Origin of the sequence: Acinetobacter sp. Res13-Abat-PEC15-P4-01, assembly GCF_015676285.1 — a bacterium.
Taxonomy (GTDB): domain Bacteria; phylum Pseudomonadota; class Gammaproteobacteria; order Pseudomonadales; family Moraxellaceae; genus Acinetobacter; species Acinetobacter nematophilus.
In genome coordinates, this window is the sequence record NZ_JADAIN010000031.1 from 256587 (window position 1) to 278909 (window position 22323).

Below are 22323 nucleotides of genomic sequence, written 5' to 3' on the forward strand. Positions count from 1 at the left end.
TGGCTTTTTTTGTTTCAATCCCTTGTCTGTATTGAGGTGGGTGCGGACGATGGATTCTGCGAGGGATCTTTGTGTCGCGGAACAGGGGCAATATCGATAATTCGGCGTGGCTCAGTCGAGTTAGGATCTTTTGGAATGACTTCCAACATACGTGGAGCAGGCTTAACTGGGGGAAGCCCTGTTGTTTTTAAGTGCTGATGATGTTGGCTTTTATCCGCTAAACGAGGTTTTATTGTGGCTGGGGATTGCTTTTCAACACGCTGATGTGATGTTGATGAAACAGCAAAAGCAGTGCAATGCAGCAAAGTAAAGATCAGCAGCATTCCATATCTGGCGTGGAGTTTGAATCGTCGGCATATTTGCATGCTCTGTGATTCCGCAAATAGGATAGATAAATATAAATCATACGACAGATTATGTCGCAAGGCTGTCGAAGATATTGAATCAACATGACATAATCTAAAGCATAAGTGCAAGCAAGAGCAGGGAAGTGATTTAATTTCTTGGTTTTTTTAAGAACCTCTATTGTGAACAGCAGAATTGTTTTATTGAGTTAAATCTGTAGAAGCTTTATTCAGTTGAATATTCACATAATATCTTTCATTGCCTGAGCTTGTTAAGCTGTTTCATTCAAGTCAAAACTGAATAGGGTTTGACTTGAATGTATTGTTCTTCATGTTGTTTGGGATGGTTTTTGTTGAAAAATTCAGTAGTTAAATTGGTGTTGGGTCTTGTGGCTACTGGAAGCTTTGCGATCGCATTTGGTCAAGAAAAAATTATGCAATTGTTGCCTTTTACGCAGGGCGGCTCTCTGAATGCTGAATGCTTAAATCAATTCTATCGAGATCAACCGCCGATCTTGATGAAAGACAGTTTAAAAAAGAACAGTTATCCTCTGTGTTTTAATGGCTTTAATGTGATGTATTCGGGTGTTTCCAAAACACCACTTTGGACAGCAGAGTATTTATCGCCACAGCGTTTAAGCCAAAAGATTAAGCGCGAAGACAGCTTCCATGAAGAGGAGCGAATCAGCAGCCAGCATCGCGCGCTATTGTCTGATTATCGTGGCTCTGGTTATGACCGAGGGCATATGTCACCCAATGCCGATATGTCGACAAAAGTTTCTCAATTCGATAGCTTTTCTTTGGCGAATATGGTGCCGCAAGCGCCTAAAAATAATCAGCAAGTCTGGCGTGAACTGGAAGAAGCCACTCGTGCAATTGTGACCAAGCAAAAAAAAGATGTTTATGTGGTGACTGGACCATTGTTTAGTGGCAAAAAGCTCAAAACGATTGGGCGTGGAGTGATCGTTCCAACCGCTGTATTTAAAGCCATCTATTTGCCTAAACATGGCATTATCGGTGCTTATTACGCACCGAATAATAATTCATTGCAGGTCAAAGTCGTCAGCGTATGTTATTTGGAGGAACAGCTAGGGATCAACTTATTTCCACAGCTCACTGAAGAACAAAAGCGCAATACCTATAAATTGCCTTTAAATGCCAATCAGGTGAAAGCCAATAAGGAAATCGAATATTCTCATTGGGATGCAGAAAGTCAATGTGCCGAAGCTGTGCCACAAGATCAGATCACAGCAGTACAAAAGCAATTCCAGCCTGGCAGCCGTTCTACATCGAACAGCACTATTGGTGTGCCTAAAGTCGATGAAGAAACCAAAGATGCTTTGGTAAAACAATTGGCGGAAGCTTTGTTACATTATATTTTACAAATTTTGAAATAATTAAAGCAGGATCAGGAGAGAATCTATCTATACTGGAACTGTTTTATTCATCAAGAAATACTGATGCAGCCTAAAGCATATTGATATTTAAGCTGGCTACTCCCTTGACTCAGGCGATGAGGGCGGTGCTTTAAAGTTGAATGAAGATGCTAAAAAGGGCGTATACAAGCAGGTTTTTGGTTATAACGTTAAAAATAGAGAAAATTAAAATGTTTAAAGCTTTTGAAAATGATACGGAATCGCATGCAATTCATGATTTGACCTTAGAAAATCAACTGGATTGTGTCAATGTCTATGGCAACTTACAGATTACCAAGGATCAGGCAGGTTTGAAGGCAGCCAAACTTTTACAAAGTTATCTGAATGATATTGTGGCAACTTTGGAGAAGCAAAGTGATCTGCCAGAGCAGATTGTTCGGCAAAGTGAAGGTGAAATAGAAAACCCATTTCTTTAAATATACGCTCAATACTGCTGTAATAAAAAACCTGCCGCAGCAGGTTTTTTAATTTAAATGACTCAACCGTGTTGTTGAATCAATACGACTTAATGGTGTGATTCATTGCCCACTACTTTATAAATAATTGCACCAATAACCGCACCTACGATCGGTGCAACCCAGAACAGCCATAACTGACTCAGTGCAGCCGTTTCCGCAAATAATGCCACAGCGGTACTACGTGCAGGATTCACTGAGGTATTGGTCACTGGAATGCTGATGAGATGAATCAGGGTGAGTGCTAAACCAATGGCAATCGGCGCAAAACCAGCAGGTGCGCGTTTATCTGTTGCCCCCAAAATGACAATCAAGAACACAGCGGTTAAGACAATTTCAATGATCAGTGCTGAAACCAAAGAATACTTTCCAGGAGACAAATCTCCATAACCGTTGGTTGCAAACCCACCTGTTCCAGCGAATCCAGCTTGTCCTTGAACAATTAAATATAAAATAAAAGCAGCAAGGATACCGCCGACAACTTGAGCAATGATATATGGAACGAGGTCTTTGGCATCAAAACGCCCACCCACCCATAAACCGACGCTGACCGCAGGATTGAAATGACCACCTGAGATATGACCGAGTGCATAAGCACCTGTAAGGACTGTAAGACCGAATGCGAGTGCTACACCTGCAAAACCGATACCCAACTCTGGAAAAGCCGCAGCAAGCACGGCACTACCACATCCTCCAAAGACGAGCCAAAAGGTTCCGATAAATTCTGCAAGATATTTATTCATATTGATTCCTATTTATTTTTTTGAACGGAATGGGTTATGTCGCTATTTTTAAAATAGTTGATAACCTTTCGATGAGGTACAACTTTATATTTTCAGCATCATTATCATAGTTTAAAAATATGAAAATTGAATCACAAATAAAAAAAATTGCTAATACTATCACTTAATGTTCTGATTTAATTGTGGAAAAAACTATCTGGATTTGCCCAAAGTATGATCTAAATACGGCAATAACATGCGAAATTTACTGGATATTTATCCGTTCAAATCAGGCTTGATGAGGTTTAGGTATTTGGGTTTTGAATTCGCCATTGCTGCGGCGTAAGTCCAGTCCAATGCTTAAAAGCGCGTTGGAAAGCACTTTGTTCAGAGTAGCTCAAAAGCAAAGCAATTTCATGCAGTCCTAAATAGCGATCTTGCAAATATTGAAAAGCCAGTAATTTCCGGACGTCCTGAACACGTTGCTGATAGGTGGTATTTTGACTTTGTAAATGACGTTGTAATTGTCGTGTAGACATATTGAGCTGCTTGGCAATTTCTTCAATTTGATAATTATTTTTTTGCAGTCCCAATAAAATACTTTGTTGTAAGCGCTCATCCAGTTGGGTGGTATTCGGCAAGCTGTCCAGTAAAGCTTGCGCTTGTTGCATAAGCAACTTTTGTAAGGTTTGGTCACTTTGTTTAAGGGGGATAGTAAGTGCGCTGGTTGGAAAGATCAACTCAACTTTGTCTTGTTGAAACTTTACAGGACAATCAAAAAATTTTTCATATACCCTACTGTTTTTAGGTTTAGGGTGAACAAAATTGACTTGGTGAGGTCGAATATCGTTGGAAGAAATCGACAAGCGCAAAAATTGAACCATCATTGCAATGGCGATTTCATTGGTGATTTGCGTGGTTAGGTGAAAAGGTAGATTCTCCCAACGGATCGAAATGTACTTTTCATCCACATACTCAATCTTAAGTGGACTGCCATCATAAATTAAGCGATGAAAATCATGATAACGGGTGAGCGCTTCACCTAGGCTGTCACAGGATTGTGCGATATAGGCAATGATGCCGATATGTTTGGGTTGGACAAAATTGGCAATTTCCAAACCCAAAGCAGGGCTGTGTACCTGTGACTGTATATCATCCAAAATTTCACGCCAAACGGTATAGTCAAAGCGTTCAAGATTTTGAATGTGTTGCAGCTTGGGTGAAATGTTTAAGCCCTTAGCTTCGCTAAAGGTATAGAGTAATTGCCCAAGCCCTCCATAAACGGAGCCTGCATAATCCTTTAATAGCATCATTAACACATCTTGTGGTTGTGTGATTTACATCATGTAAGATCAAACTTGGTGCTATTTTAAGCGAGTTTAATTCCTGCAAACAAGTCGCATTTTATACGCTTGGACATGGATTTTCTCTATGGATTATGTCGTGATTTGTCAATGAAAAGCCTTTTCTATGTCAATATCTTTTTTCAGCAGCGTTTTATATTAAAAAATAAGCAGAGGAGAAAAAAAGATGTTAAAAGGCTTTTTAGTTGGACTGGTCTTTGCGAACGGCTTTGAGTGGGTTGCACATAATTATATTTTGCACGGTCAACACCGTCCTGGAAAACCGCGTTTTAGCCCTGTGCCAAGAAGTATGAAATCACACTGGGAACATCATCGCGAAGTCCGTAAGCAGGATTTTCATGATGATGGCTATGTGCAAGGCATATCGAATTGGCGCACCAAAAATGAAATCGTTTCATTGGCCGTGGTTGCGGGTGCTGCGAGTTTAATTTTTTATCCTATTTCAAAAGGCATGGTGGCTGCATCGTTATATAGTGCCTGCAATTATTATTATATTCATCGCCGTGCACATTTAGAGCCTGAGTGGGCAATGAAAAAAATTCCTTGGCATTATGATCATCATATGAATGCCAATCAAGATGCAAACTGGTGTGTGACCAAACCGTGGTTTGACTATCTGATGGGCACACGGGTGATCTCATCCGCAGATTTAAAAGAGCAGAATCCATTGGGGATCACGCTGCCTCAGCCGATTGCAGGTTGGGTTTCAAAAACCGTTGAAAAGTATTTCCCAGCCAAATGGGTCGAGAAAAAGCCACAAGTGATTGAACAAAATTTGGATAGCCGTGTGGATTCGGTCGCCTGAATTTGTATTTCATTGAAGTTGAGCGTCGATCAATCTGATTGGTTTTGAGCGCTATTTTTACCCCCGTTGATCTGAAAGCGCAAATGATCAGTTCGATTGTCGTAATTTGTCATAAAATATGTATGTTTGGTCAATGTATAACATTTTTTCATGATTATACTGGCTAGCATCAAGATATGTTTGATATTTCAAATAGCTGTGGTTTATCAAGTTTATAGGAGTCTCCAAGACTCCTTTTTTTATGTCTGGAAAAACATAAAATCGGACTTCCCATAGAGTACGATCAGCATTGTTGAGTGGGAGTTTAGGTTGTACCCTCGCTTAACGAGAGAATTTTGTCATGTTTTTATTTTTAAGAAGTGCCGGGGCATTGCCTACGCAAATTTATTCAAGCTTTCGATGTAAAGTGTAGCAATGACGGCTTTATATCCTTCAGCAACAGATTGATTGTATGGATCAAGAAAAATTACATTTGCTGGGTATGCGTTTTTCAACAGATGGACTTTATATTGAACTGATTGGCGCATTGATCATTGAAATGTCTGAGGTACTTTCCTCTGTCGATCAGAGAGATAGCATAAAAAAATCCCCAGTAGGGGATTTCTCTGTGAAGTACCAATATACAGGTTGTTTTCAATGAGTATTTTATAAATCTTTGAAAATTACTCTGGTTTTAGGCCTTCTGCTTTTTCCAACGATTCATCATTGTTGAAGAATTTTTCACGTTGTTCTTCTAAAAACTTCTTTGCATCTGCTTCAAATACATTTAAACGTTTTTCGTTAATCAATGTGGTTTGATGCTTTAACCATTCTTGCCAAGCTTGTTTAGACACGGTATCAAATAGTTCCTGTCCTTTTGCGCCCGGGAAGGGGGCAAAGTCTAAACCTTCTAACTCTTTTTGATATTTACGGCAAAATACTTGTCGAGTCATATCAAAACTCCTTATGCATAAAGTTTTTCTAAACGTGTATGAGCGCGTTCAATCGCAGCAGCCACTTGAGCAGGTGCAGTTCCACCAATATGGTTACGGGCATTGACTGAAGCTTCTAATGTAAGTGCCTTTTCAAATACATCTGCCTGAATTAAATCAGAGAATTGCTGTAATTGTTCAAGCGTTAATTCTGAAAGGTCTTTAGATTCCTGCACACCCAATGCAACTGCTTTACCTACGATTTCATGGGCATCACGGAAAGCGACCCCATTTTTAACCAGATAATCAGCCAAATCTGTTGCGGTAGAGAAGCCACGCAGTGCTGCTTCACGCATTACATCAACATTGGGTACCAGTGCTGGGATCATATCGGCAAAAGCCATCAATGAACCACGAATGGTATCAATCGCATCGAATAAAGGTTCCTTGTCTTCTTGATTGTCTTTGTTATAGGCCAAAGGTTGACCTTTCATTAAGGTTAACAGACTCATAAGGTCGCCATAGACACGACCTGTTTTACCACGGACCAGTTCAGGAACATCCGGGTTTTTCTTTTGAGGCATGATCGAAGAGCCAGTACAGAAACGATCTGGAATGTTCACAAATTTAAATTGTGCAGATGTCCAAAGAATCAATTCCTCTGACATACGCGATAAATGCATCATGATCAGTGAGGCTGCTGCGTTGAATTCGATGGCAAAGTCACGGTCTGAAACAGCATCTAATGAGTTTTCAGCAACTGCTTCAAATCCTAATAGCTCCGCAGTCAATGCGCGGTCAATCGGGTAGGTTGTTCCTGCCAAAGCTGCTGAACCCAAAGGCATACGGTTAACACGTTTACGACAGTCAATCAGACGCTCCGAGTCACGTAGCAACATTTCAAACCATGCCATTAAATGATGACCAAAAGTCACTGGCTGTGCTGTTTGCAAATGCGTGAACCCAGGCATGATGGTTTGGGTATTGTTGCTGGCTAAACTGAGAATACCTTTTTGTAGTTTTTCCAGTAATTTTAAAATTGCATCAATTTCATCGCGGACATAGAGACGGATGTCTGTTGCAACCTGGTCATTACGGCTACGTCCGGTATGGAGTTTTTTACCTGTGATACCAATACGCTGAGTCAAGCGAGATTCGATATTCATGTGCACATCTTCAAGATCGATGCGCCATTCGAATTGACCTGCTTCAATTTCAGTTTTAATTGTGTTCAAACCATTGATAATGTCATCACGTTCTTGTTCTGTAAGTACCCCAACTTTTGCTAACATAGTTGCATGCGCAATAGAGCCTGCAATATCTTGTTTATAAAAGCGTTGGTCAAACTGGACAGAAGCAGTAAATTCAGCAACAAAAGCATCAGTAGCTTCAGAGAAACGACCGCCCCACATGCCTGAAGTTTGGGCTTGTGACGGATTAGAGGAATTAGAAGATGTGGTCATATCGGCTCAGTAGGAAAAAAAGCAGTAGAACTAAACGCAGTATAACAAATTCAACCTCACTTGCCGAAGTAAAGCACAATCATTCATCAAGAAAATCTGCATCGCATTTTCAGCCCTCGTATTTTTTAAGCAAAATGGGGCGTCGTCAGTATTTATTGGAATTATTTATTTCCAGTAATGTGCTGGCTTTTTTACTGGCTTTGGCAGAGGCGCAGTCGTGGAGCAATCTGAATGTTTGGCATGTTTTAGAATATATTTTATATATTAACTGGATATTATTGGCATTTGCTGCTTTTCAGGATTTATTTGCCAAAAGATTAGCGCAATATACTTATTTATCGGTGATGATTTTCAGTTTTATACTTTTACAGATCATCGTCATGTGCACTACTGTGGTGCTGAATATTGTGTACTATTGGGCTGTGCATTTTTCTTTACAAAATATTTCGGTAAGTGAGATCAGTCATAATCTTATTTTGCATTTAAGTTATGGCGTATTACTCGGCGCATTTTGCCTGCGTTATATGTATATTCGCGAGCAAGCTGTTTTGCAGCAGCACAGTGAATTAAATGCGCGGGTTCAAGCAATGCAGGCGCGAATTCATCCTCATTTTTTATTTAACAGTTTAAACAGTGTGGTGAGTTTAATTGCAATTGATCCAGATAAAGCAGAACAAATGCTGATTGATTTGTCGAAACTGTTTAGAGCGAGCTTTCAAGAATTAAAATTGGTGACCTTAAAAGAAGAAATACAATTATCGAAACAATATATTGCAATTGAACAAATCCGTTTGGGCGAGCGTTTGAATGTTGAGTGGAATATTCCACAGCCTAGATTATTGGAATATGTGCAAATTCCATTATTAACATTACAGCCCTTAATTGAAAACAGTATTTTTTATGGGGTCGAAAACCAAATGAAAGAGGCCAAGATCGGTATACTGGTTGAAATATTGCAAAATCAAGTCAATATAGTCATTACCAACCCATTTTTACAAGATAGAATAAAAGTAAGACAAGGGCATGGAATTGCTTTAGAAAATGTAAAACAGCGTTTAAAAGCACATTTTGGCGATTCTGTTTATTTTCGGAATTATGCAGGGAATGGATTATTTACAATGGTCATTCAATATCAGTATAAAAATAGATGATTGGAACATGTATTAAAAATAAATAATGTAAGTATTTGGGTAAGGAGGAGCAATGGACATCCTGATTTGTGATGATGAACCGCTTGCAGTGGAACGCTTATCACGGCTGGTGTCGCAACTTGGGCATCAGGTTATTGCCACAGCACAACATGGAAAGCAAGCGTTGGAGATGGTTCAACAGTTCGAGCCTGATGTTGTGTTGCTGGATATTCAGATGCCAGAAATGGATGGCTTAAGTTGTGCGCAACATTTGGCGCATTTTAACCCGATGCCTGCAATCGTATTTTGTACAGCGTTTGACGAGCACGCTTTACAAGCGATTCAATCTCAAGCAAAAGGATATTTGTTAAAGCCAATTGCCAAGGATGAATTGGAAACAGTTTTAGGGAATGTGACTAAACTGACACAAGCTCAATTAACTCAGATAGAAAAAAAAGAACTCATGGAAGAAAAAGTGCAAAGGCAGCAGATTGCTGCAAAAACCTATCGTGGTTTGGAATTAATCCCTGTTGAAAATATTTACTATTTTTTAGCAGATCAGAAATATGTCACCGTTCGCCATAAAAATGGCAGTGTCTTGATTGATGAAACGTTAAAGGATCTGGAAACTGAATTTTCAGATCGTTTTATACGAATACATCGTAATGCGCTCATTTCTTTAGATTATTTAGATGGTCTGGAAATGGTTGCTTCAGGACAGTATCAAGCGCGATGTCGTGAGCTAGAGGAACGTCTGGCCGTGAGCCGTCGTCATTTACCATTGCTTAGGGAACGCATGCAGAATTTATAGCTTTGTGTGAAAGATAAATCATTTTGATAATTTACTTGCATTTTTAAGATTGCAGGGTAAGTTTAGAGTGTTTAAAAGTTTGGCAAAACTGAAATGATGAAAACCTTGAAAATCGCAACTCGACAAAGCCCGCTTGCATTGTGGCAGGCAGAACATATTCGTGATCGTTTGGAACAATTGCATCCGCATATCAAAGTAGAGTTGGTGACTTTTGTCACTCAAGGTGACAAAATTTTAGATACACCCTTGGCCAAGATTGGCGGAAAGGGGTTATTTGTCAAAGAACTTGAAGCAGCATTGATGGATGGACGTGCAGATTTAGCCGTACATTCTATGAAAGATGTACCCATGCAGTTGCCGGAAGGTTTAGAGCTGGCAGTGATTTGTGAGCGTGAAGATCCATTTGATGCTTTTGTTTCAAATCACTATGCAAAGTTTGAAGACTTACCGCAAGGCGCAAAGCTTGGGACGTCTAGTCTGCGCCGTAAATGTCAAATTCTAAAACAACGCCCTGATTTGGAAGTGATTGATTTACGTGGGAATGTCGGTACACGTTTGTCTAAACTTGATGCAGGTCAGTACGATGCAATTATCCTTGCCAGTGCCGGGTTAAAACGCTTGGGACTTGCAGAACGTATACGTCATACGCTTTCAGCAGAGCTCAGTTTACCTGCTGTGGGACAAGGGGCATTGGGTTTGGAGTGTCGCTCAAATGACCCTGAAACTTTAAATTTGATTCTGCCTTTGATGCACAATGAAACCAATGCCTGTGTACGTGCTGAACGTGCCTTCAATGCTTATCTGGAGGGGGGCTGTCAGGTACCGATTGCCGGTTTTGCAACATTGAACAATCAAATATTGTCTTTAGAGGGGCGTGTTGGAAGTACCGACGGTCAGACTTTGCTATGTAGCACAGTTCTCGGTACAGTCGATCAAGCAGAACAGTTGGGCGTACAACTCGCACAAGATTTATTACAACTGGGTGCTGGAGAGTTACTCAAAGCACTGTATCAAACACAGTAATTTGGTTGCAATGCTGTTTATCAATACACGTCCGATTGATCGAGCTGAGCCTTTAACAGCATGCTTGCGTCAATCCGGTTTTACTGTGGTTGATCTGCCTTTATTGGTGTTAAAGCCCCGCCCATATGACGATAGCTTATCTGCACTGTATGCAGAACTTTTAACAACTCAGTGTATTGTTGTGGTCAGCCCGACGGCTGTGCGGATGGGAATGCAATATCTTCAGCAGTCTGGGCTGTCACTTGCGCAAATACAACATATACAGTGGATTGCCGTAGGCAGGAAAACCGCACAACATTTGTCTGAGTTTGGTATTCAAAGCCATGTCCCAGAAGTAGAAAGCTCCGAAGGCATGCTGAGTTTACCGATATTTAACAGCATAGAAAATATTCAGAGAATAGCATTTTGGCGTGGTGAAGGTGGTCGTCAGTTTATGATGCAGCAGTGCCAAGAACGTCATATTGATGTTTTAAACTTTGTTTTGTATGAGCGTCTATGTCCACCTGAAACCCATAAACGGTTTGCTGCTTTGCTTGATCAAATTGATCAGTTTGAGCCACCTTATTGGATTTGCATCAGTAGTGAGGCAAGCTGGCGAAATTGGTTGGCGTTGACAAAAAAGCATCCTCATTTGGTCGATGCCTGTCATTATTTGGTTTTGGGTGAGCGTTTGTATCAATTATTAATGCATGATAAAAATGCTACTCAAAAATGTTTTAATATCACTGAAATTTTAACACTGGAACCAGAAGCAATTTTACACAGCATCGTGCAGTTGCAAAGGAAATTATGAAGAAGTTTATTTATATCTTATTGTTGATCGCTTTAGGATGGCTCATTAAGTTGAGTTATGACTTCTATCATGTTTCACAACAGTTGAATGAGATCCAACAAACACTACATAAAAGTGAACAAAAAAATGCCAGTTTGAACGATCAATTGGTGGCAGTAAAAAGACAGGCGGATGAACCGAGTCAAGAAGCGAGCAAGCAAACCCCTGTATTTAAAGAACCCAGTACTGGAATCAACCCAAGTGTGTTGATTAAACAACAACTAGAGCTGGTTCAATTTGCGATACAACAACAGCAATTTGTCTATGCTCTGGAGCATTTAACCCAAATTAACCAATCGTTAGATCAGTATGCCGTGGCAGAAGCAGTCAAGCAAAGTCTGCATCAAACCATTGCTCAAGATATGCAGAATATCCAACAGTTTGTGATTGAAAGAAATGCGCAGCAAGATCAGTTGGATAGCTTGATTAAACAGGTTGATCAAAGTTTAAATGCAGAGTTGAAAAATAATCAACTCAAATTAAACACCAGTCAGCGCGCTCATTTTTGGGAGAAATGGTTCAAAGTTGATGTGCTCAATACCGATGCACCAGAACTGAGCAATCGCCGCTTTATTTTAAAAGAAACCCAGTTGAGACTGTTGCTGGCACAGCAATTGTTGATTAAAGGTCAGAACGTAGAATATAAAGCCATGCTGAACCAGGCGATTCAACAGCTTGAATTGCTGCCAGATGCAGCAAGCCAAAAAATCAAACAGCAATTACTCAACATTAAGCAAAGCTCACAGGCACCCGTACCTAAACTGAATAGTTTGGCAGTGTTGGGGTTGTAAGATGAAACATATCTTTTTGATCTATGCCTTTATTAGCCTGATTATTTTTGCGATTTTAAGTGTGTTGAGTTATGCCGCAGGGGCAGGCTATGTCTATGTACTTTGGCATAATATTCAAATTCAGACTAACTTGTGGGTGTTGTTGTTTCTAGGCATTATCATCAGCTTTGTTATGCATGTGATGTGGTATGTCTTGAATCGCTATCTACGTAGAGAAAAAAGAAAATTAGAACAAGTACTCAACTTTAATGATTTGCACCCTTTTGAGCAATTGGGCGTCTTATGGTTATTGGATGGCGAAGACGAACAAGAACAAGTCATTCAAAGTATTTTTGATCAGTCTGGTTTATTAAAACCGATTATTCAATCTCGATTATTGTTTAAGCAAGGTCAGTATGCGGCAGAGTTACACGCTTTAGAAAGTAGTCCACCTTCGGCGTTTGAACTGGCGGAAATTCTACGTATCGAAATTTATTTGGCACAGCATGACAGCCAGCAAGCTTTGACGCATCTCGAGTTTTTAAATGGTCATGAGTTGTCGCCATGGCTCAGCCAACTTGCAGAAAGCTATAAATTATCAGTACAGAAGTTATGGGGGCAGTTTGCGATTCAGTCACCTTGGCACTATTTGCACTCAAGTCAATTTGGACAATTGGAAGTAGCGACCAAACAACAATGGTTGATTGAGCTTTTAGGTTGTTATGATCAAGCACAGTTTGAAGACTTGGAATTATTACAGCATAAGTTTTTTGAAATTGCCCCTTTACTTGAACAAATGCCCTATGACACCAAAGTATTATGGTTGAAGTTAATTACCCGTCTACCTGAGCTGGCACAGCAACAGCAACAACTTGCCATTCAATTGCTGGATGAGAAATTTGATCAGGATGTTTTCTATTTGTGGTTTCAACAACAGTTGCTTCGACAAAATCCAGATTATGAATATCTGGAACAACAGATTATTCATCTGGAAAGTAAATATATCAACATTCCTGTATTTAGTTTTGCAAAGTGGCATATATATACGGCGACCCAGCGAGAAACAGAAGCGGACCAGCTCTTGTCATTATATCCAAATGATATATTGATGAATTACTTGCGGATTAAAGCCACGTTAAATGGAAATGATGAATTAATTCAGCAATTGAATTCAATTTTTGAAAAAGACAGCAATTACATTCAGTTTAAAATTTGAGAATACATTATGAATCTATTGGCACAGTTTCCTATCATTTATGAACAAAAGGTTGCTTGGGGGGATATGGATGCTTTTGGTCATGTGAATAATGTGCAGTATTATCGTTATATAGAAAGTGCGCGTATTGCATATTTCGATCGCTTAAATGTATTTGAACAAGATGTTTTAACTGTGGTTGCTTCAAGTCAATGTAAATATTTAAAACCAGTATTTTATCCAGATGTGCTGCATATTGGTGCAGGTATAGTGGAAATGCGAAATAGTGCGATACGCATGCATTATGTATTATTCAGTGAACAGCAACAGGAGATTGTTGCTGATGGTGAAGCGGTCATCGTATTTGTAGATAAACATTCTATGAAAAAAGCATTAATACCTAAAAATTTAAGAAAAGTTATAATTGATCTAGAGTCAACTGTTCAAAACAATTTGCTGAATTTATAAAAATGCTTCAGTTATCATCATTATATTTAAAACATACAAGAAAATTTATTTTTGTTGTATGTTTATTTTGAATGAGATAAATAAACAATTTTGGCATGTTATAATCATTTTTTGTTGTTTTATGTATTTATTGGGGAATATATGTATTGCCAATTGATATAAATAAAAATACTATTGCTGTGAATTTATTTTAAATAGCTGTTTGCGAAGTTTAATGTGGAGCGTTAATGATGCCTGATATTAGTAATTTATCTGTGGAAGAGTTAAGAAAGTTAACAGCTGAAGCTGAAGCTTTAATTGAAAGTAAAAAAGATCAAGCGATCGAAGATGCTTATAATAAGATTGTTGAAATTGCAGAATCTGCGGGTTTAAGCTTAGAGCAGTTTATTGAGTATGGTGCTCAAAAACGTAAAAAGACAACACGTAAAGCTGTTGAGCCACGCTACCGCAATAAGAAAAATGCGGCTGAAACTTGGACAGGTCGTGGTAAGCAACCTCGCTGGTTAGTTGCTGAAATTGAAAAAGGCGCTAAATTAGAAGATTTCTTGATCTAATCTTCATCTAAATGTCATTCAATGACGATAAAATAAAAGAACCAAGCAAAACTGCTTGGTTTTTTTATACGAGTGAATTGGCGATATGAAAAAATTATGCATAATGTATAAACAAGAGGACATCATCTTGCATGGAAGAATAAATCAATGATGGTAAAGCTGGATGAATAAAAAATCAAAACAGATGACCTGGTGGATTACTGGAGTTGTTGCTTTTTTAATTTTTGTACTTTTACAAGTTCCTGCAACATGGTTAATTGCTAAATTTTATAAGAATAATCAAACCTTACAGAATGTAAGTGGCAACATCTGGCAAGGACAAGCAGATTGGCACAAAGGTAACTTGCGGGGTTCTGTGTCATGGCGCACTCGTCCTTGGGATTTAATCTTACTGCGTGTTGGGGCAAATGTTGAAGTTCATAGTGGGCAAACTCAACTCAAGGGAGTTGTGGGTTATGGTTTTGGTAAAAAAATCATTGTTAATCAAATGCAAGGTCAGATTGCTCCTGAAACTTTAAAAAATATCGCCAACTGGCAATGGCCCGCAAATGCAATACAGATTTCGGACATGAGCCTTCGTTTTAAAAAGGATACTGGATTTAGTGATGTGGATGGCCAACTCCATTGGGCAGGCGGTGAGTTGCGTTATACCTTTGGTCAACGTCAAGATCAAATGACAATCCCCTCTTTAAATGCTCAGTTAAAAGATGAAGCAGGCAAACTGATTTTTGACATTCAGGATCAACGCAGTCAAAAAATGGCGAATATCAGTTTAGATCCAAGCATGATGTTGGATGTGCAATTGACCCAAAGAATGTTGCTCAATGTTCCGTCTTATGATGGAAAAGCAGGACTGGATACATATGTGATCAGTTCAAGACAACCACTGATTCAGGGTGGTTTCCAATGAATATAAAAGAACAGTTCGAAAATATTTCTTGGAAAAAAGCAGAGCATCTTGCACCTGTTGCCCTGTTTATTTTAATTCTGGCATTGTGTTGGAAATTAGCCTCTATTTTTTGGTGGGTGGTTGCACCACCGCAAGTGATGCAGCCTGAACAAGTGAGTTTAGGTTCGCAACAAGCTCAAGTGCCTAATATTTCAAGTTTTTCGTTATTTAATGAAGTGGGCTCGAGCGCGACAGCCGATGATAGCATTCCAATGGTATTGCAGGGCGTAGTGGTGAGCTATCCTGCACGTTTTTCCTCAGCGGTGATTAAAGTCAAGGAAACAGCCGACCGTTATGTGGTTGGTGAAACCATTGAAGGCACCAGTTATCAGTTGTCCGAGGTATACTGGGATCATATTGTTTTAAGCCAAGGCGGCAATAATGGTAAAGAGTTGCGTTTTACAGGTTTAGCTAATTTATACCAGCCTTTGCCAGGGCAGCCTGCAGATTCGAATACGGCATCGCCATCCAGTAATCCAGATCAAGCTGTACCACCACAACAAAATTCGAGTCAAAATGCTTTGGGGCAGGCGATTGATCGAATGAATGAAAATCGAGAACAATATCTAAAGAACATGGGGGTGAACACCAATAGCGGACAAGGCTATGAGGTGACAGAACAAACCCCCGCAGCACTTCGAAATAAATTAGGGCTTCGGTCTGGGGATCGCATTCTTTCACTCAATGGGCAGTCAGTCGGTCAAGGACAGAATGATGTTCAACTGCTAGAACAGGCAAAGCGTGAAGGAAAAGTAAAAATTGAAATTAAGCGTGGTGATCAGGTGATGACCATTCAGCAAAGTTTGTAAGTGGCTAGGACTACAAATAAAATTAGGATAGATAATAAGTTATGGCTTTTTTGACTCACAATCGACCACTTTGGGCTATCGTTGCAGCAGCACCCATGATGGTTGCGGTTAGCACAGCAGCACATGCTCAGACGTGGAAGATTAACTTACGCGATGCTGATCTCACGGCTTTTATCAATGAAGTTGCAGATATTACGGGTAAAAACTTTGCTGTTGATCCACGTGTACGTGGAAATGTAACCGTTATTTCAAATAAACCACTCAATAAAAACGAAGTTTATGACCTATTCCTAGGTGTACTTAATGTCAATGGTGTGGTGGCTATTCCCTCTGGTAACACGATTCGCCTAGTGCCTGACAGTAATGTTAAAAATTCAGGTGTGCCTTATGATCCCCGTAATCATGCACGTGGCGATCAGGTCGTGACACGGGTGATTTGGTTGGAAAATACCAATCCGAATGATCTCATCCCTGCACTTAGACCTTTAATGCCTCAATTCGCCCACTTGGCAGCAATACAAGGCACCAATGCATTGATTGTGTCAGACCGGGCTGCAAATATTTATCAACTTGAAACGATTATCCGTAATCTGGATGGTACGGGACAAAATGATATCGAGGCTGTGCCTTTACAGCAAAGTCAGGCTGAAGAAATCATCAAGCAATTGGATGCCATGAGTGCGACCGGTGCATCAAAAGATTTCGCAGGGGCACGGGTACGTATTATTGCAGATGTACGCACCAATCGTATTTTAATTAAAGGCGATACGGGTACACGTAAACGTATCCGCAATATGATTGAGATGCTGGATGTTCCATCGGCAGACCGTTTAGGCGGCTTAAAAGTATTCAAACTCAAATATGCCAGTGCAAAAAATCTCTCTGAAATTTTACAAGGCTTGGTGACTGGGCAAGCGGTCAATTCGAATTCAAATAATTCTTCGACTAACAGTAATTCTAGTAATACCAGTAATTTAAATAATAACAGCAATAGCACATCTTCAAATTCCAGCTCAGGTAGCACTATTTCAACACCTGCGATTAATTTAAACAGCAATTCAAATAACAATAATCAAAACAGTGTCACCAGTTTTAATGCCAATGGTGTCAGCATTATTGCTGATGGCGCACAAAATGCCTTGGTGGTCAAAGCTGAACCACAATTGATGCGAGAGATAGAAGCTGCAATCCAGCAACTTGATGTACGCCGTCAACAGGTATTGATTGAAGCGACCATTCTAGAGGTGTCAGGAAATGATATCGATCAATTGGGTGTGCAATGGGCTCTGGGTGATATCAGCAGCGGTGTAGGGGTAGTTAATTTCTCCAATGTCGGAACCAGTCTATCTAAATTGGCAGCAGGCTATCTATCCGGTGGTGCTGCAGGTTTGGGGAGTGCTGTAGGTTCGGGTACGTCGCTTATTCTGGGGGATTATAAAGAAGGTGCAGATGGTTCACGCAAGCTCTATGGTGCAGTGATTCAAGCCTTGAAAGAGCGGACCAAATCAAACCTACTCTCTACACCTTCAATTCTGACCATGGATAATGAAGAAGCGTATATCGTTGTTGGCGAAAATGTTCCTTTTGTAACGGGCTCGGTATCTACAGGTACGGGCGGAACGGTCAACCCGTATACTTCAATCGAACGAAAAGATGTCGGGGTGACTTTAAAAGTCATTCCACACATTGGAGAGGGTGGTTCAATTCGTTTGGAAGTTGAGCAAGAAGTTTCAGGGGTCAAATCGAATAAAGGACAAGCTCAGGATTTGGTTACCAGTAAACGTGCAATCAAAACCACGGTACTTGCTGATCATGGACAAACGGTGGTGTTGGGCGGACTGATTTCAGATGATAGCGAGCATTCACGTCAATCCGTACCGTTCCTGGGAGACATTCCTGGTTTAGGACGTTTGTTTAGAGCAGATGGTAAATCGAATATTAAACGCAATCTTTTGGTGTTTATCCATCCAACCATCGTGGGTGGAGATACAGAGATCCGCCGTCTATCACAACAACGCTATGATCAGCTTTATAGCTTGCAGTTGGCGATGGATAAAGACGGTAATTTTGCCAAACTGCCTGCCAATGTTGATGATGTATTCCAACAGCGTTTGCCTATTACGTCGTCACCGAGTACTCAGCCTAAACTGGTTCAACCGCAGCCGACAGCACAGCCATCCAGTCAGTATCAGAAAGTACCCACAGGTGGAGCAGCGAAAAATTCCAATAAGAGCAATGTGGTCACGACACCTGTTGCAGAGGAACCCAACGATATTCTGAAGCAGTAGTGGATATTTTTAAGGACTAAAAATCAAACATTCTCTTTGATTGAGTGTTTGATATTTACAGTTAATTTGTTGCAATGACTTGTTTGATTCTTAAGCTAAAGTATGGTTTTAAGTGGATTTAGAACTCTAGAAATGTCGTGTTAAGATAAATGTAAATTGGAATGAGAGAATGACGATGACTTGGAAATTACAAGCAATTTCAGGTGAGTTAGAAGGGAAGGAAGTCACTATTGATCGTGACATGCTGGTGGGTCGCCATCAAGATGCAGATCTTTTATTGCAGTCTGCGGAAATCTCACGTCGCCATGCTGCTTTTTTATTGAAAGAAGATGCTTTATGGGTGCAAGATTTAAAGTCATCAAATGGAACTTTTGTTAACGATATCCGCATCGATCAAGATAAGATGTTGATGGATGGTGATATTGTTCAATTTGCTAGCATTAAATTCAATGTGCTTGCCCCTGCTAAAGTGCAGGATACGGCTCATCAATCCGAAGTTGAGACACCACCTGCTGTGGTGGTTGAGCCAGTGCTTACACAAACTGGAGATACTCCAGTACAGCAACCGGTTGAGGCGGTGGCGACAGCAGAGCTTAAAGAGACTGCACCTGTAGAACGTAGCGCAGCTGAGCAAATGAGTGAGCAAGGTATGCCAGAGCTTTCCGCACGAGATCGCAATGTGCAAATCACCCGTGAAGGAATGCCATCAGGTGTAACTGTACCTAAGCCGGCTCCAATTCCTGAGGGTGTGGATATTCATGCACCTGTAGTTCCAGAAGCTGATGCAGTTAAAGCGCCAGTAACGCGTGTTCAGGAAGAAGTCGAAACCCAGAAAAATGCCAAAGTTGGCCTGATGACTGTGGTGAGCTTAATCATTTTGGCAATTATTGCATGGCTGTTGTTTAAATAATCTGTGAATGCGATACACTCAAGGCATGCAATCGCATGCCTTTGTTTTATGTGAGGTCTGCATAAAGGCTGAAGTTGGATTTTATTTTTGGTGCAATAAATTTTTAAAAACTATTTTGGGTGTACAGCATGAATGTGGCAAAGCTAGATCAACGAGAACTTATTTTATTTGATTTGGATGGAACATTAGTTGATTCAGCATTTGATTTATATCGTGCCATGAATCTGAGCCTGGCACGTTTAAATCTTCCTTTAGTCACCGAACAACAAGTTCGCGTCTGGATTGGTAAAGGCACATCATTATTTTGTGAAAGCACATTAAAATATTTAAAAGGTGAGGTTGATCCTGCACTGCATCAACAGCTGTTGGATACTTTCTTGGAAATCTACAATGCAGAACCTTGTGTCGATACCAAACCATTCTCTGGCATTTTAGAGTTTTTAGATTGGGGAACGCAAAATAACAAGAAACTGATTTGTGTGACCAATAAACCTGAGCAGCCTGCAAGAAAAATCTTAGAAGAATTGAAAATGGATCACTATTTTGTTGATGTGATTGGTGGAGATCGTTTTGAAGTCCGTAAACCGCATCCAAAACCATTGTTGTACTGTGTTGAAACATATCAATCTTCAGTCGATAAAACCTTAATGATTGGTGATTCAAGTAATGATGTGGAAGCTGCACGCCGTGCAGAGGTTGATTGTATTGTGGTCAGCTATGGCTATAATCACGGTGAGGATATTCATTTGTGTCAACCGCAACAAGTGGTCGATGATTTGACTGAGCTTTTGGCTTAATCCCTGGATTTGAATGTTGTTTTGAATATTGTGGTGAGAAAAGGAAAGAGGAATGAATGGTAAAGGCACTTTTCGATGGCGTCACTAAGTGAACTGTATGCAAACCTACACTTAGTGATATCGAAAATAGAGAGAATTCCTCATGACAACTTTAACGCAATTTGAACAATTAAAATCAGCGGGATATAACCTGATTCCTGTTTATCGCCAACGTTTGGCAGATACGGATACCCCATTGTCGGTATTTGCACGTTTACAACAGCACCAACAGGCGTATTTATTTGAATCTGTTGAGGGGGGAGAGAACTGGGCGCGTTACTCGATTATTGGACTGGGCGAATCAACCGTATTTTCCTGTAATGCTGGGCAGCTTACAGTTAAATTTCCGGATGGGCGTATTGATACGCAGACGTGTACTGACCCATTTCAATATATTCGTGATTTTCAAGCACAGTTTAAAGTGCCCACCCAACAGGATTTACCTGCACTGCCAAATTTTACGGGTGGTTTGGTTGGGTATTTTGGTTATGACGCTGTACGTTATATTGAACCACGTTTAAACAATGTCCCTGAGGCGGACCCTGTGGGATTGCCTGATTTATGGATGATGCTGTCAAAGACTGTGGTGGTGTTTGATAACTTAAAAGATACTTTGTTCTTGATTGTGCATGCAGATGTTAATGATCCACAGGCTTATGACAAGGCGCAACAACAGCTGGATGCTTTAGAAGCGCTATTGGCAACACCAATCAGTTTGGTTGCAAAAAAACATACTGCACCGCATTTTGAGTCTTTGACGGGACATGATCGTTTTCTAGAGTCGATTGAAAAAGTCAAAGAGTACATTCGTGCTGGGGATGTCATGCAGGTTGTACCTGGGCACCGCATGGTTTCAGATTTTGATGGCGATCCCTTGCAAGTCTATCGTGCGTTACGTCATTTAAATCCTTCACCTTATCTATTTCTTGTACAAGGGCAAACACTTGCTGACCGGAAACCATTTCATATCGTGGGTTCTTCACCAGAGATTCTTTCTCGTCTTGAAAATGGTATTGCAACTGTACGACCACTTGCGGGAACGCGCCCACGTGGAAAAACCAAAGAAGAAGATTTGGCACTGGAAAAAGATCTGCTTTCGGATGAAAAAGAAATCGCAGAGCATTTAATGCTGATTGATTTGGGGCGTAATGATATTGGACGCGTCTCAAAAATCGGTAAAGTGCAAGTGACTGATCAAATGGTGATCGAACGTTACTCGCATGTCATGCATATTGTTTCCAATGTGCAAGGGGAGGTGTTGGATGATGTCGATGCTTTGGATGTTTTTAAAGCAACTTTCCCAGCAGGAACACTTTCAGGTGCTCCAAAAATTCGTGCGATGGAAATTATTGACGAAGTTGAACCTGTAAAACGTGGTATTTTTGGTGGAGCTGTGGGTTATTTGGGCTGGCATGGTGAAATGGACATGTCGATTGCGATAAGAACCTGTGTCATTCGTGAAAATAAAGTCTATGTACAGGCTGGAGCTGGGCTTGTTGTAGACTCAAATCCTGAATCAGAGTGGAATGAAACCCAAATAAAAGCTCGCGCAGTGATCAAAGCGGTTGAATTATCATCAAACGGATTGATTTTATGAGTTTTTGAGGTTTTTTTTGAAAAAAACACTTGCAAGGATTCTGAGTTTTGCTAAACTGCACACCGTTCCGATACGAAACGTACGAAACACTAAGAAACGCCGGCATAGCTCAGTTGGTAGAGCAACTGACTTGTAATCAGTAGGTCCACAGTTCGAATCCGTGTGCCGGCACCATCTTAAAGTTTTGTGTTATAATGTAGACGAACGACACTGAAAGTAAGTGTAAATGGTGAGATTCCCGAGCGGTCAAAGGGAGCAGACTGTAACTCTGCCACGAAAGTTTCGAAGGTTCGAATCCTTCTCTCACCACCATTACTTCGATAAGTGGTTAATTACCAACATTAAGCGGGAGTAGCTCAGTTGGTAGAGCGGTAGCCTTCCAAGCTACATGTCGCGAGTTCGACCCTCGTCTCCCGCTCCATCGAAGATGATTGCTCTTATAGCTCAGTGGTAGAGCACTCCCTTGGTAAGGGAGAGGTCTCGAGTTCAAATCTCGATAAGAGCTCCAGATACAATTTAGTAGATTATTCTACACCAGTTTTTAAAAAGCAGGCTTATTAGTCTGCTTTTCAAGTATTAGGTGTCTAGTTTTTTAGACGATTGTCGATGCTGAGTTGTTTAACTCGTGTTCGACATAAACGAGGAAGAGCA

At 40.4% G+C, this 22323-nt stretch carries 23 protein-coding genes and 4 tRNA genes; 22 read left to right on the forward strand and 5 right to left on the reverse strand.

Annotated elements, in window-relative coordinates:
* Window positions 1-14: 14 nt before the first annotated feature.
* Window positions 15-365, reverse strand: coding sequence for a hypothetical protein (locus IMO47_RS12520; RefSeq protein ID WP_196076531.1), 351 nt, complete (start codon window positions 363-365; stop codon window positions 15-17).
* Between the two features lie 296 nt (window positions 366-661).
* On the opposite strand from IMO47_RS12520, the gene IMO47_RS12525 reads away from it, so the two are divergent.
* Window positions 662-1741, forward strand: coding sequence for a DNA/RNA non-specific endonuclease (locus IMO47_RS12525; protein WP_196076530.1), 1080 nt, complete (start codon window positions 662-664; stop codon window positions 1739-1741).
* Window positions 1742-1950: 209 nt separating this feature from the next.
* Window positions 1951-2196, forward strand: coding sequence for a hypothetical protein (locus tag IMO47_RS12530; protein ID WP_196076529.1), 246 nt, complete (start codon window positions 1951-1953; stop codon window positions 2194-2196).
* An 89-nt stretch (window positions 2197-2285) separates the two neighbouring features.
* On the opposite strand, the gene aqpZ is transcribed toward IMO47_RS12530, so the two are convergent.
* Both aqpZ and IMO47_RS12540 read right to left on the reverse strand, forming a co-directional pair.
* Window positions 2286-2978, reverse strand: coding sequence for an aquaporin Z (gene aqpZ, locus IMO47_RS12535; RefSeq protein WP_196076528.1), 693 nt, complete (start codon window positions 2976-2978; stop codon window positions 2286-2288).
* 284 nt (window positions 2979-3262) lie between these two features.
* Window positions 3263-4270 carry an AraC family transcriptional regulator gene (locus IMO47_RS12540; protein ID WP_196076318.1) on the reverse strand — a complete coding sequence of 336 codons (1008 nt, stop codon included), beginning with the start codon at window positions 4268-4270 and terminating at the stop codon, window positions 3263-3265.
* A 217-nt stretch (window positions 4271-4487) separates the two neighbouring features.
* Between IMO47_RS12540 and IMO47_RS12545 the strand changes: the two genes are divergently transcribed.
* Both IMO47_RS12545 and IMO47_RS12550 read left to right on the forward strand, forming a co-directional pair.
* Complete coding sequence (locus IMO47_RS12545) at window positions 4488-5126, forward strand: sterol desaturase family protein (protein ID WP_196076317.1); 639 nt, start codon at window positions 4488-4490, stop codon at window positions 5124-5126.
* A gap of 451 nt (window positions 5127-5577) precedes the next feature.
* Window positions 5578-5766, forward strand: coding sequence for a hypothetical protein (locus tag IMO47_RS12550; RefSeq protein ID WP_196076316.1), 189 nt, complete (start codon window positions 5578-5580; stop codon window positions 5764-5766).
* Window positions 5767-5788: 22 nt separating this feature from the next.
* On the opposite strand, the gene IMO47_RS12555 is transcribed toward IMO47_RS12550, so the two are convergent.
* Together IMO47_RS12555 and argH are read right to left on the reverse strand one after the other, a co-directional pair.
* Window positions 5789-6058, reverse strand: a complete 270-nt coding sequence (locus IMO47_RS12555; protein WP_004826212.1) for an oxidative damage protection protein — start codon at window positions 6056-6058, stop codon at window positions 5789-5791.
* Between the two features lie 11 nt (window positions 6059-6069).
* Window positions 6070-7500, reverse strand: coding sequence for an argininosuccinate lyase (gene argH, locus IMO47_RS12560; RefSeq protein ID WP_196076315.1), 1431 nt, complete (start codon window positions 7498-7500; stop codon window positions 6070-6072).
* Window positions 7501-7634: 134 nt separating this feature from the next.
* Between argH and IMO47_RS12565 the strand changes: the two genes are divergently transcribed.
* The 18 genes from IMO47_RS12565 to IMO47_RS12650 all read left to right on the forward strand — a co-directional run bounded on the left by IMO47_RS12565 (window position 7635) and on the right by IMO47_RS12650 (window position 22180).
* Complete coding sequence (locus tag IMO47_RS12565) at window positions 7635-8651, forward strand: histidine kinase (RefSeq protein ID WP_196076320.1); 1017 nt, start codon at window positions 7635-7637, stop codon at window positions 8649-8651.
* Between the two features lie 52 nt (window positions 8652-8703).
* Entirely contained in the window at window positions 8704-9441 is a 738-nt protein-coding gene (locus tag IMO47_RS12570) for a LytTR family DNA-binding domain-containing protein (RefSeq protein ID WP_004826215.1), read from the forward strand.
* A 96-nt stretch (window positions 9442-9537) separates the two neighbouring features.
* A complete protein-coding gene (hemC, locus tag IMO47_RS12575) occupies window positions 9538-10464 on the forward strand; it encodes a hydroxymethylbilane synthase (RefSeq protein WP_196076319.1) in 927 nt (308 codons plus the stop codon).
* A 10-nt stretch (window positions 10465-10474) separates the two neighbouring features.
* Window positions 10475-11257, forward strand: coding sequence for a uroporphyrinogen-III synthase (locus tag IMO47_RS12580; RefSeq protein ID WP_196076314.1), 783 nt, complete (start codon window positions 10475-10477; stop codon window positions 11255-11257).
* Window positions 11254-12087, forward strand: coding sequence for a hypothetical protein (locus tag IMO47_RS12585; protein ID WP_196076313.1), 834 nt, complete (start codon window positions 11254-11256; stop codon window positions 12085-12087). The genes IMO47_RS12580 and IMO47_RS12585 overlap by 4 nt, the downstream gene beginning before the upstream one ends.
* 1 nt (window position 12088) lies before the next feature.
* On the forward strand, window positions 12089-13282 hold the full coding sequence (locus IMO47_RS12590; RefSeq protein ID WP_196076312.1) for a heme biosynthesis protein HemY: 1194 nt from the start codon (window positions 12089-12091) through the stop codon (window positions 13280-13282).
* Between the two features lie 9 nt (window positions 13283-13291).
* Window positions 13292-13729, forward strand: a complete 438-nt coding sequence (locus IMO47_RS12595; protein WP_196076311.1) for a thioesterase family protein — start codon at window positions 13292-13294, stop codon at window positions 13727-13729.
* A 227-nt stretch (window positions 13730-13956) separates the two neighbouring features.
* Window positions 13957-14283, forward strand: a complete 327-nt coding sequence (locus IMO47_RS12600; RefSeq protein WP_196076310.1) for an H-NS histone family protein — start codon at window positions 13957-13959, stop codon at window positions 14281-14283.
* A gap of 163 nt (window positions 14284-14446) precedes the next feature.
* Window positions 14447-15193, forward strand: coding sequence for a type II secretion system protein N (gspN, locus tag IMO47_RS12605; protein WP_196076309.1), 747 nt, complete (start codon window positions 14447-14449; stop codon window positions 15191-15193).
* Window positions 15190-16041 carry a type II secretion system protein N gene (locus tag IMO47_RS12610; RefSeq protein WP_196076308.1) on the forward strand — a complete coding sequence of 284 codons (852 nt, stop codon included), beginning with the start codon at window positions 15190-15192 and terminating at the stop codon, window positions 16039-16041. Before gspN ends, IMO47_RS12610 begins: the two co-directional genes overlap by 4 nt.
* Before the next feature lie 41 nt (window positions 16042-16082).
* Window positions 16083-18329, forward strand: coding sequence for a type II secretion system secretin GspD (gene gspD / locus IMO47_RS12615; protein WP_196076307.1), 2247 nt, complete (start codon window positions 16083-16085; stop codon window positions 18327-18329).
* Between the two features lie 175 nt (window positions 18330-18504).
* Window positions 18505-19239 (forward strand): FHA domain-containing protein, encoded by a 735-nt coding sequence (locus IMO47_RS12620; RefSeq protein ID WP_196076306.1) that lies wholly within the window; start codon window positions 18505-18507, stop codon window positions 19237-19239.
* Window positions 19240-19367: 128 nt separating this feature from the next.
* A complete protein-coding gene (locus IMO47_RS12625; RefSeq protein WP_196076305.1) occupies window positions 19368-20036 on the forward strand; it encodes an HAD-IA family hydrolase in 669 nt (222 codons plus the stop codon).
* 142 nt (window positions 20037-20178) lie between these two features.
* The gene (gene trpE, locus IMO47_RS12630) at window positions 20179-21672 is read left to right on the forward strand and encodes an anthranilate synthase component I (RefSeq protein ID WP_196076304.1); all 1494 of its coding nucleotides are present in this window, start codon (window positions 20179-20181) and stop codon (window positions 21670-21672) included.
* A gap of 98 nt (window positions 21673-21770) precedes the next feature.
* Window positions 21771-21846: transfer RNA gene (locus tag IMO47_RS12635), tRNA-Thr, on the forward strand.
* A gap of 54 nt (window positions 21847-21900) precedes the next feature.
* A tRNA-Tyr gene (locus tag IMO47_RS12640) sits at window positions 21901-21984 on the forward strand.
* A 33-nt stretch (window positions 21985-22017) separates the two neighbouring features.
* Window positions 22018-22093 (forward strand) — tRNA-Gly (locus IMO47_RS12645).
* A gap of 12 nt (window positions 22094-22105) precedes the next feature.
* Window positions 22106-22180 (forward strand) — tRNA-Thr (locus tag IMO47_RS12650).
* Window positions 22181-22323: the final 143 nt, after the last annotated feature.

Excerpts from the sequence above, each read along its gene's own strand:
- IMO47_RS12570 (WP_004826215.1), top strand. The coding sequence starts at position 8,704 with ATGGACATCCTGATTTGTGATGATGAACCGCTTGCAGTGGAACGCTTA.
- IMO47_RS12600 (WP_196076310.1), top strand. The coding sequence starts at position 13,957 with ATGATGCCTGATATTAGTAATTTATCTGTGGAAGAGTTAAGAAAGTTA.
- gspN (WP_196076309.1), top strand. The coding sequence starts at position 14,447 with ATGAATAAAAAATCAAAACAGATGACCTGGTGGATTACTGGAGTTGTT.
- IMO47_RS12550 (WP_196076316.1), top strand. The coding sequence starts at position 5,578 with ATGGATCAAGAAAAATTACATTTGCTGGGTATGCGTTTTTCAACAGAT.
- IMO47_RS12590 (WP_196076312.1), top strand. The coding sequence starts at position 12,089 with ATGAAACATATCTTTTTGATCTATGCCTTTATTAGCCTGATTATTTTT.
- IMO47_RS12520 (WP_196076531.1), bottom strand. The coding sequence starts at position 365 with ATGCAAATATGCCGACGATTCAAACTCCACGCCAGATATGGAATGCTG.
- IMO47_RS12545 (WP_196076317.1), top strand. The coding sequence starts at position 4,488 with ATGTTAAAAGGCTTTTTAGTTGGACTGGTCTTTGCGAACGGCTTTGAG.
- IMO47_RS12540 (WP_196076318.1), bottom strand. The coding sequence starts at position 4,270 with ATGATGCTATTAAAGGATTATGCAGGCTCCGTTTATGGAGGGCTTGGG.
- IMO47_RS12585 (WP_196076313.1), top strand. The coding sequence starts at position 11,254 with ATGAAGAAGTTTATTTATATCTTATTGTTGATCGCTTTAGGATGGCTC.
- IMO47_RS12620 (WP_196076306.1), top strand. The coding sequence starts at position 18,505 with ATGACTTGGAAATTACAAGCAATTTCAGGTGAGTTAGAAGGGAAGGAA.
- IMO47_RS12625 (WP_196076305.1), top strand. The coding sequence starts at position 19,368 with ATGAATGTGGCAAAGCTAGATCAACGAGAACTTATTTTATTTGATTTG.
- trpE (WP_196076304.1), top strand. The coding sequence starts at position 20,179 with ATGACAACTTTAACGCAATTTGAACAATTAAAATCAGCGGGATATAAC.
- aqpZ (WP_196076528.1), bottom strand. The coding sequence starts at position 2,978 with ATGAATAAATATCTTGCAGAATTTATCGGAACCTTTTGGCTCGTCTTT.
- IMO47_RS12555 (WP_004826212.1), bottom strand. The coding sequence starts at position 6,058 with ATGACTCGACAAGTATTTTGCCGTAAATATCAAAAAGAGTTAGAAGGT.
- IMO47_RS12595 (WP_196076311.1), top strand. The coding sequence starts at position 13,292 with ATGAATCTATTGGCACAGTTTCCTATCATTTATGAACAAAAGGTTGCT.
- hemC (WP_196076319.1), top strand. The coding sequence starts at position 9,538 with ATGAAAACCTTGAAAATCGCAACTCGACAAAGCCCGCTTGCATTGTGG.
- IMO47_RS12610 (WP_196076308.1), top strand. The coding sequence starts at position 15,190 with ATGAATATAAAAGAACAGTTCGAAAATATTTCTTGGAAAAAAGCAGAG.
- argH (WP_196076315.1), bottom strand. The coding sequence starts at position 7,500 with ATGACCACATCTTCTAATTCCTCTAATCCGTCACAAGCCCAAACTTCA.
- gspD (WP_196076307.1), top strand. The coding sequence starts at position 16,083 with ATGGCTTTTTTGACTCACAATCGACCACTTTGGGCTATCGTTGCAGCA.
- IMO47_RS12580 (WP_196076314.1), top strand. The coding sequence starts at position 10,475 with ATGCTGTTTATCAATACACGTCCGATTGATCGAGCTGAGCCTTTAACA.
- IMO47_RS12530 (WP_196076529.1), top strand. The coding sequence starts at position 1,951 with ATGTTTAAAGCTTTTGAAAATGATACGGAATCGCATGCAATTCATGAT.
- IMO47_RS12565 (WP_196076320.1), top strand. The coding sequence starts at position 7,635 with ATGGGGCGTCGTCAGTATTTATTGGAATTATTTATTTCCAGTAATGTG.
- IMO47_RS12525 (WP_196076530.1), top strand. The coding sequence starts at position 662 with ATGTATTGTTCTTCATGTTGTTTGGGATGGTTTTTGTTGAAAAATTCA.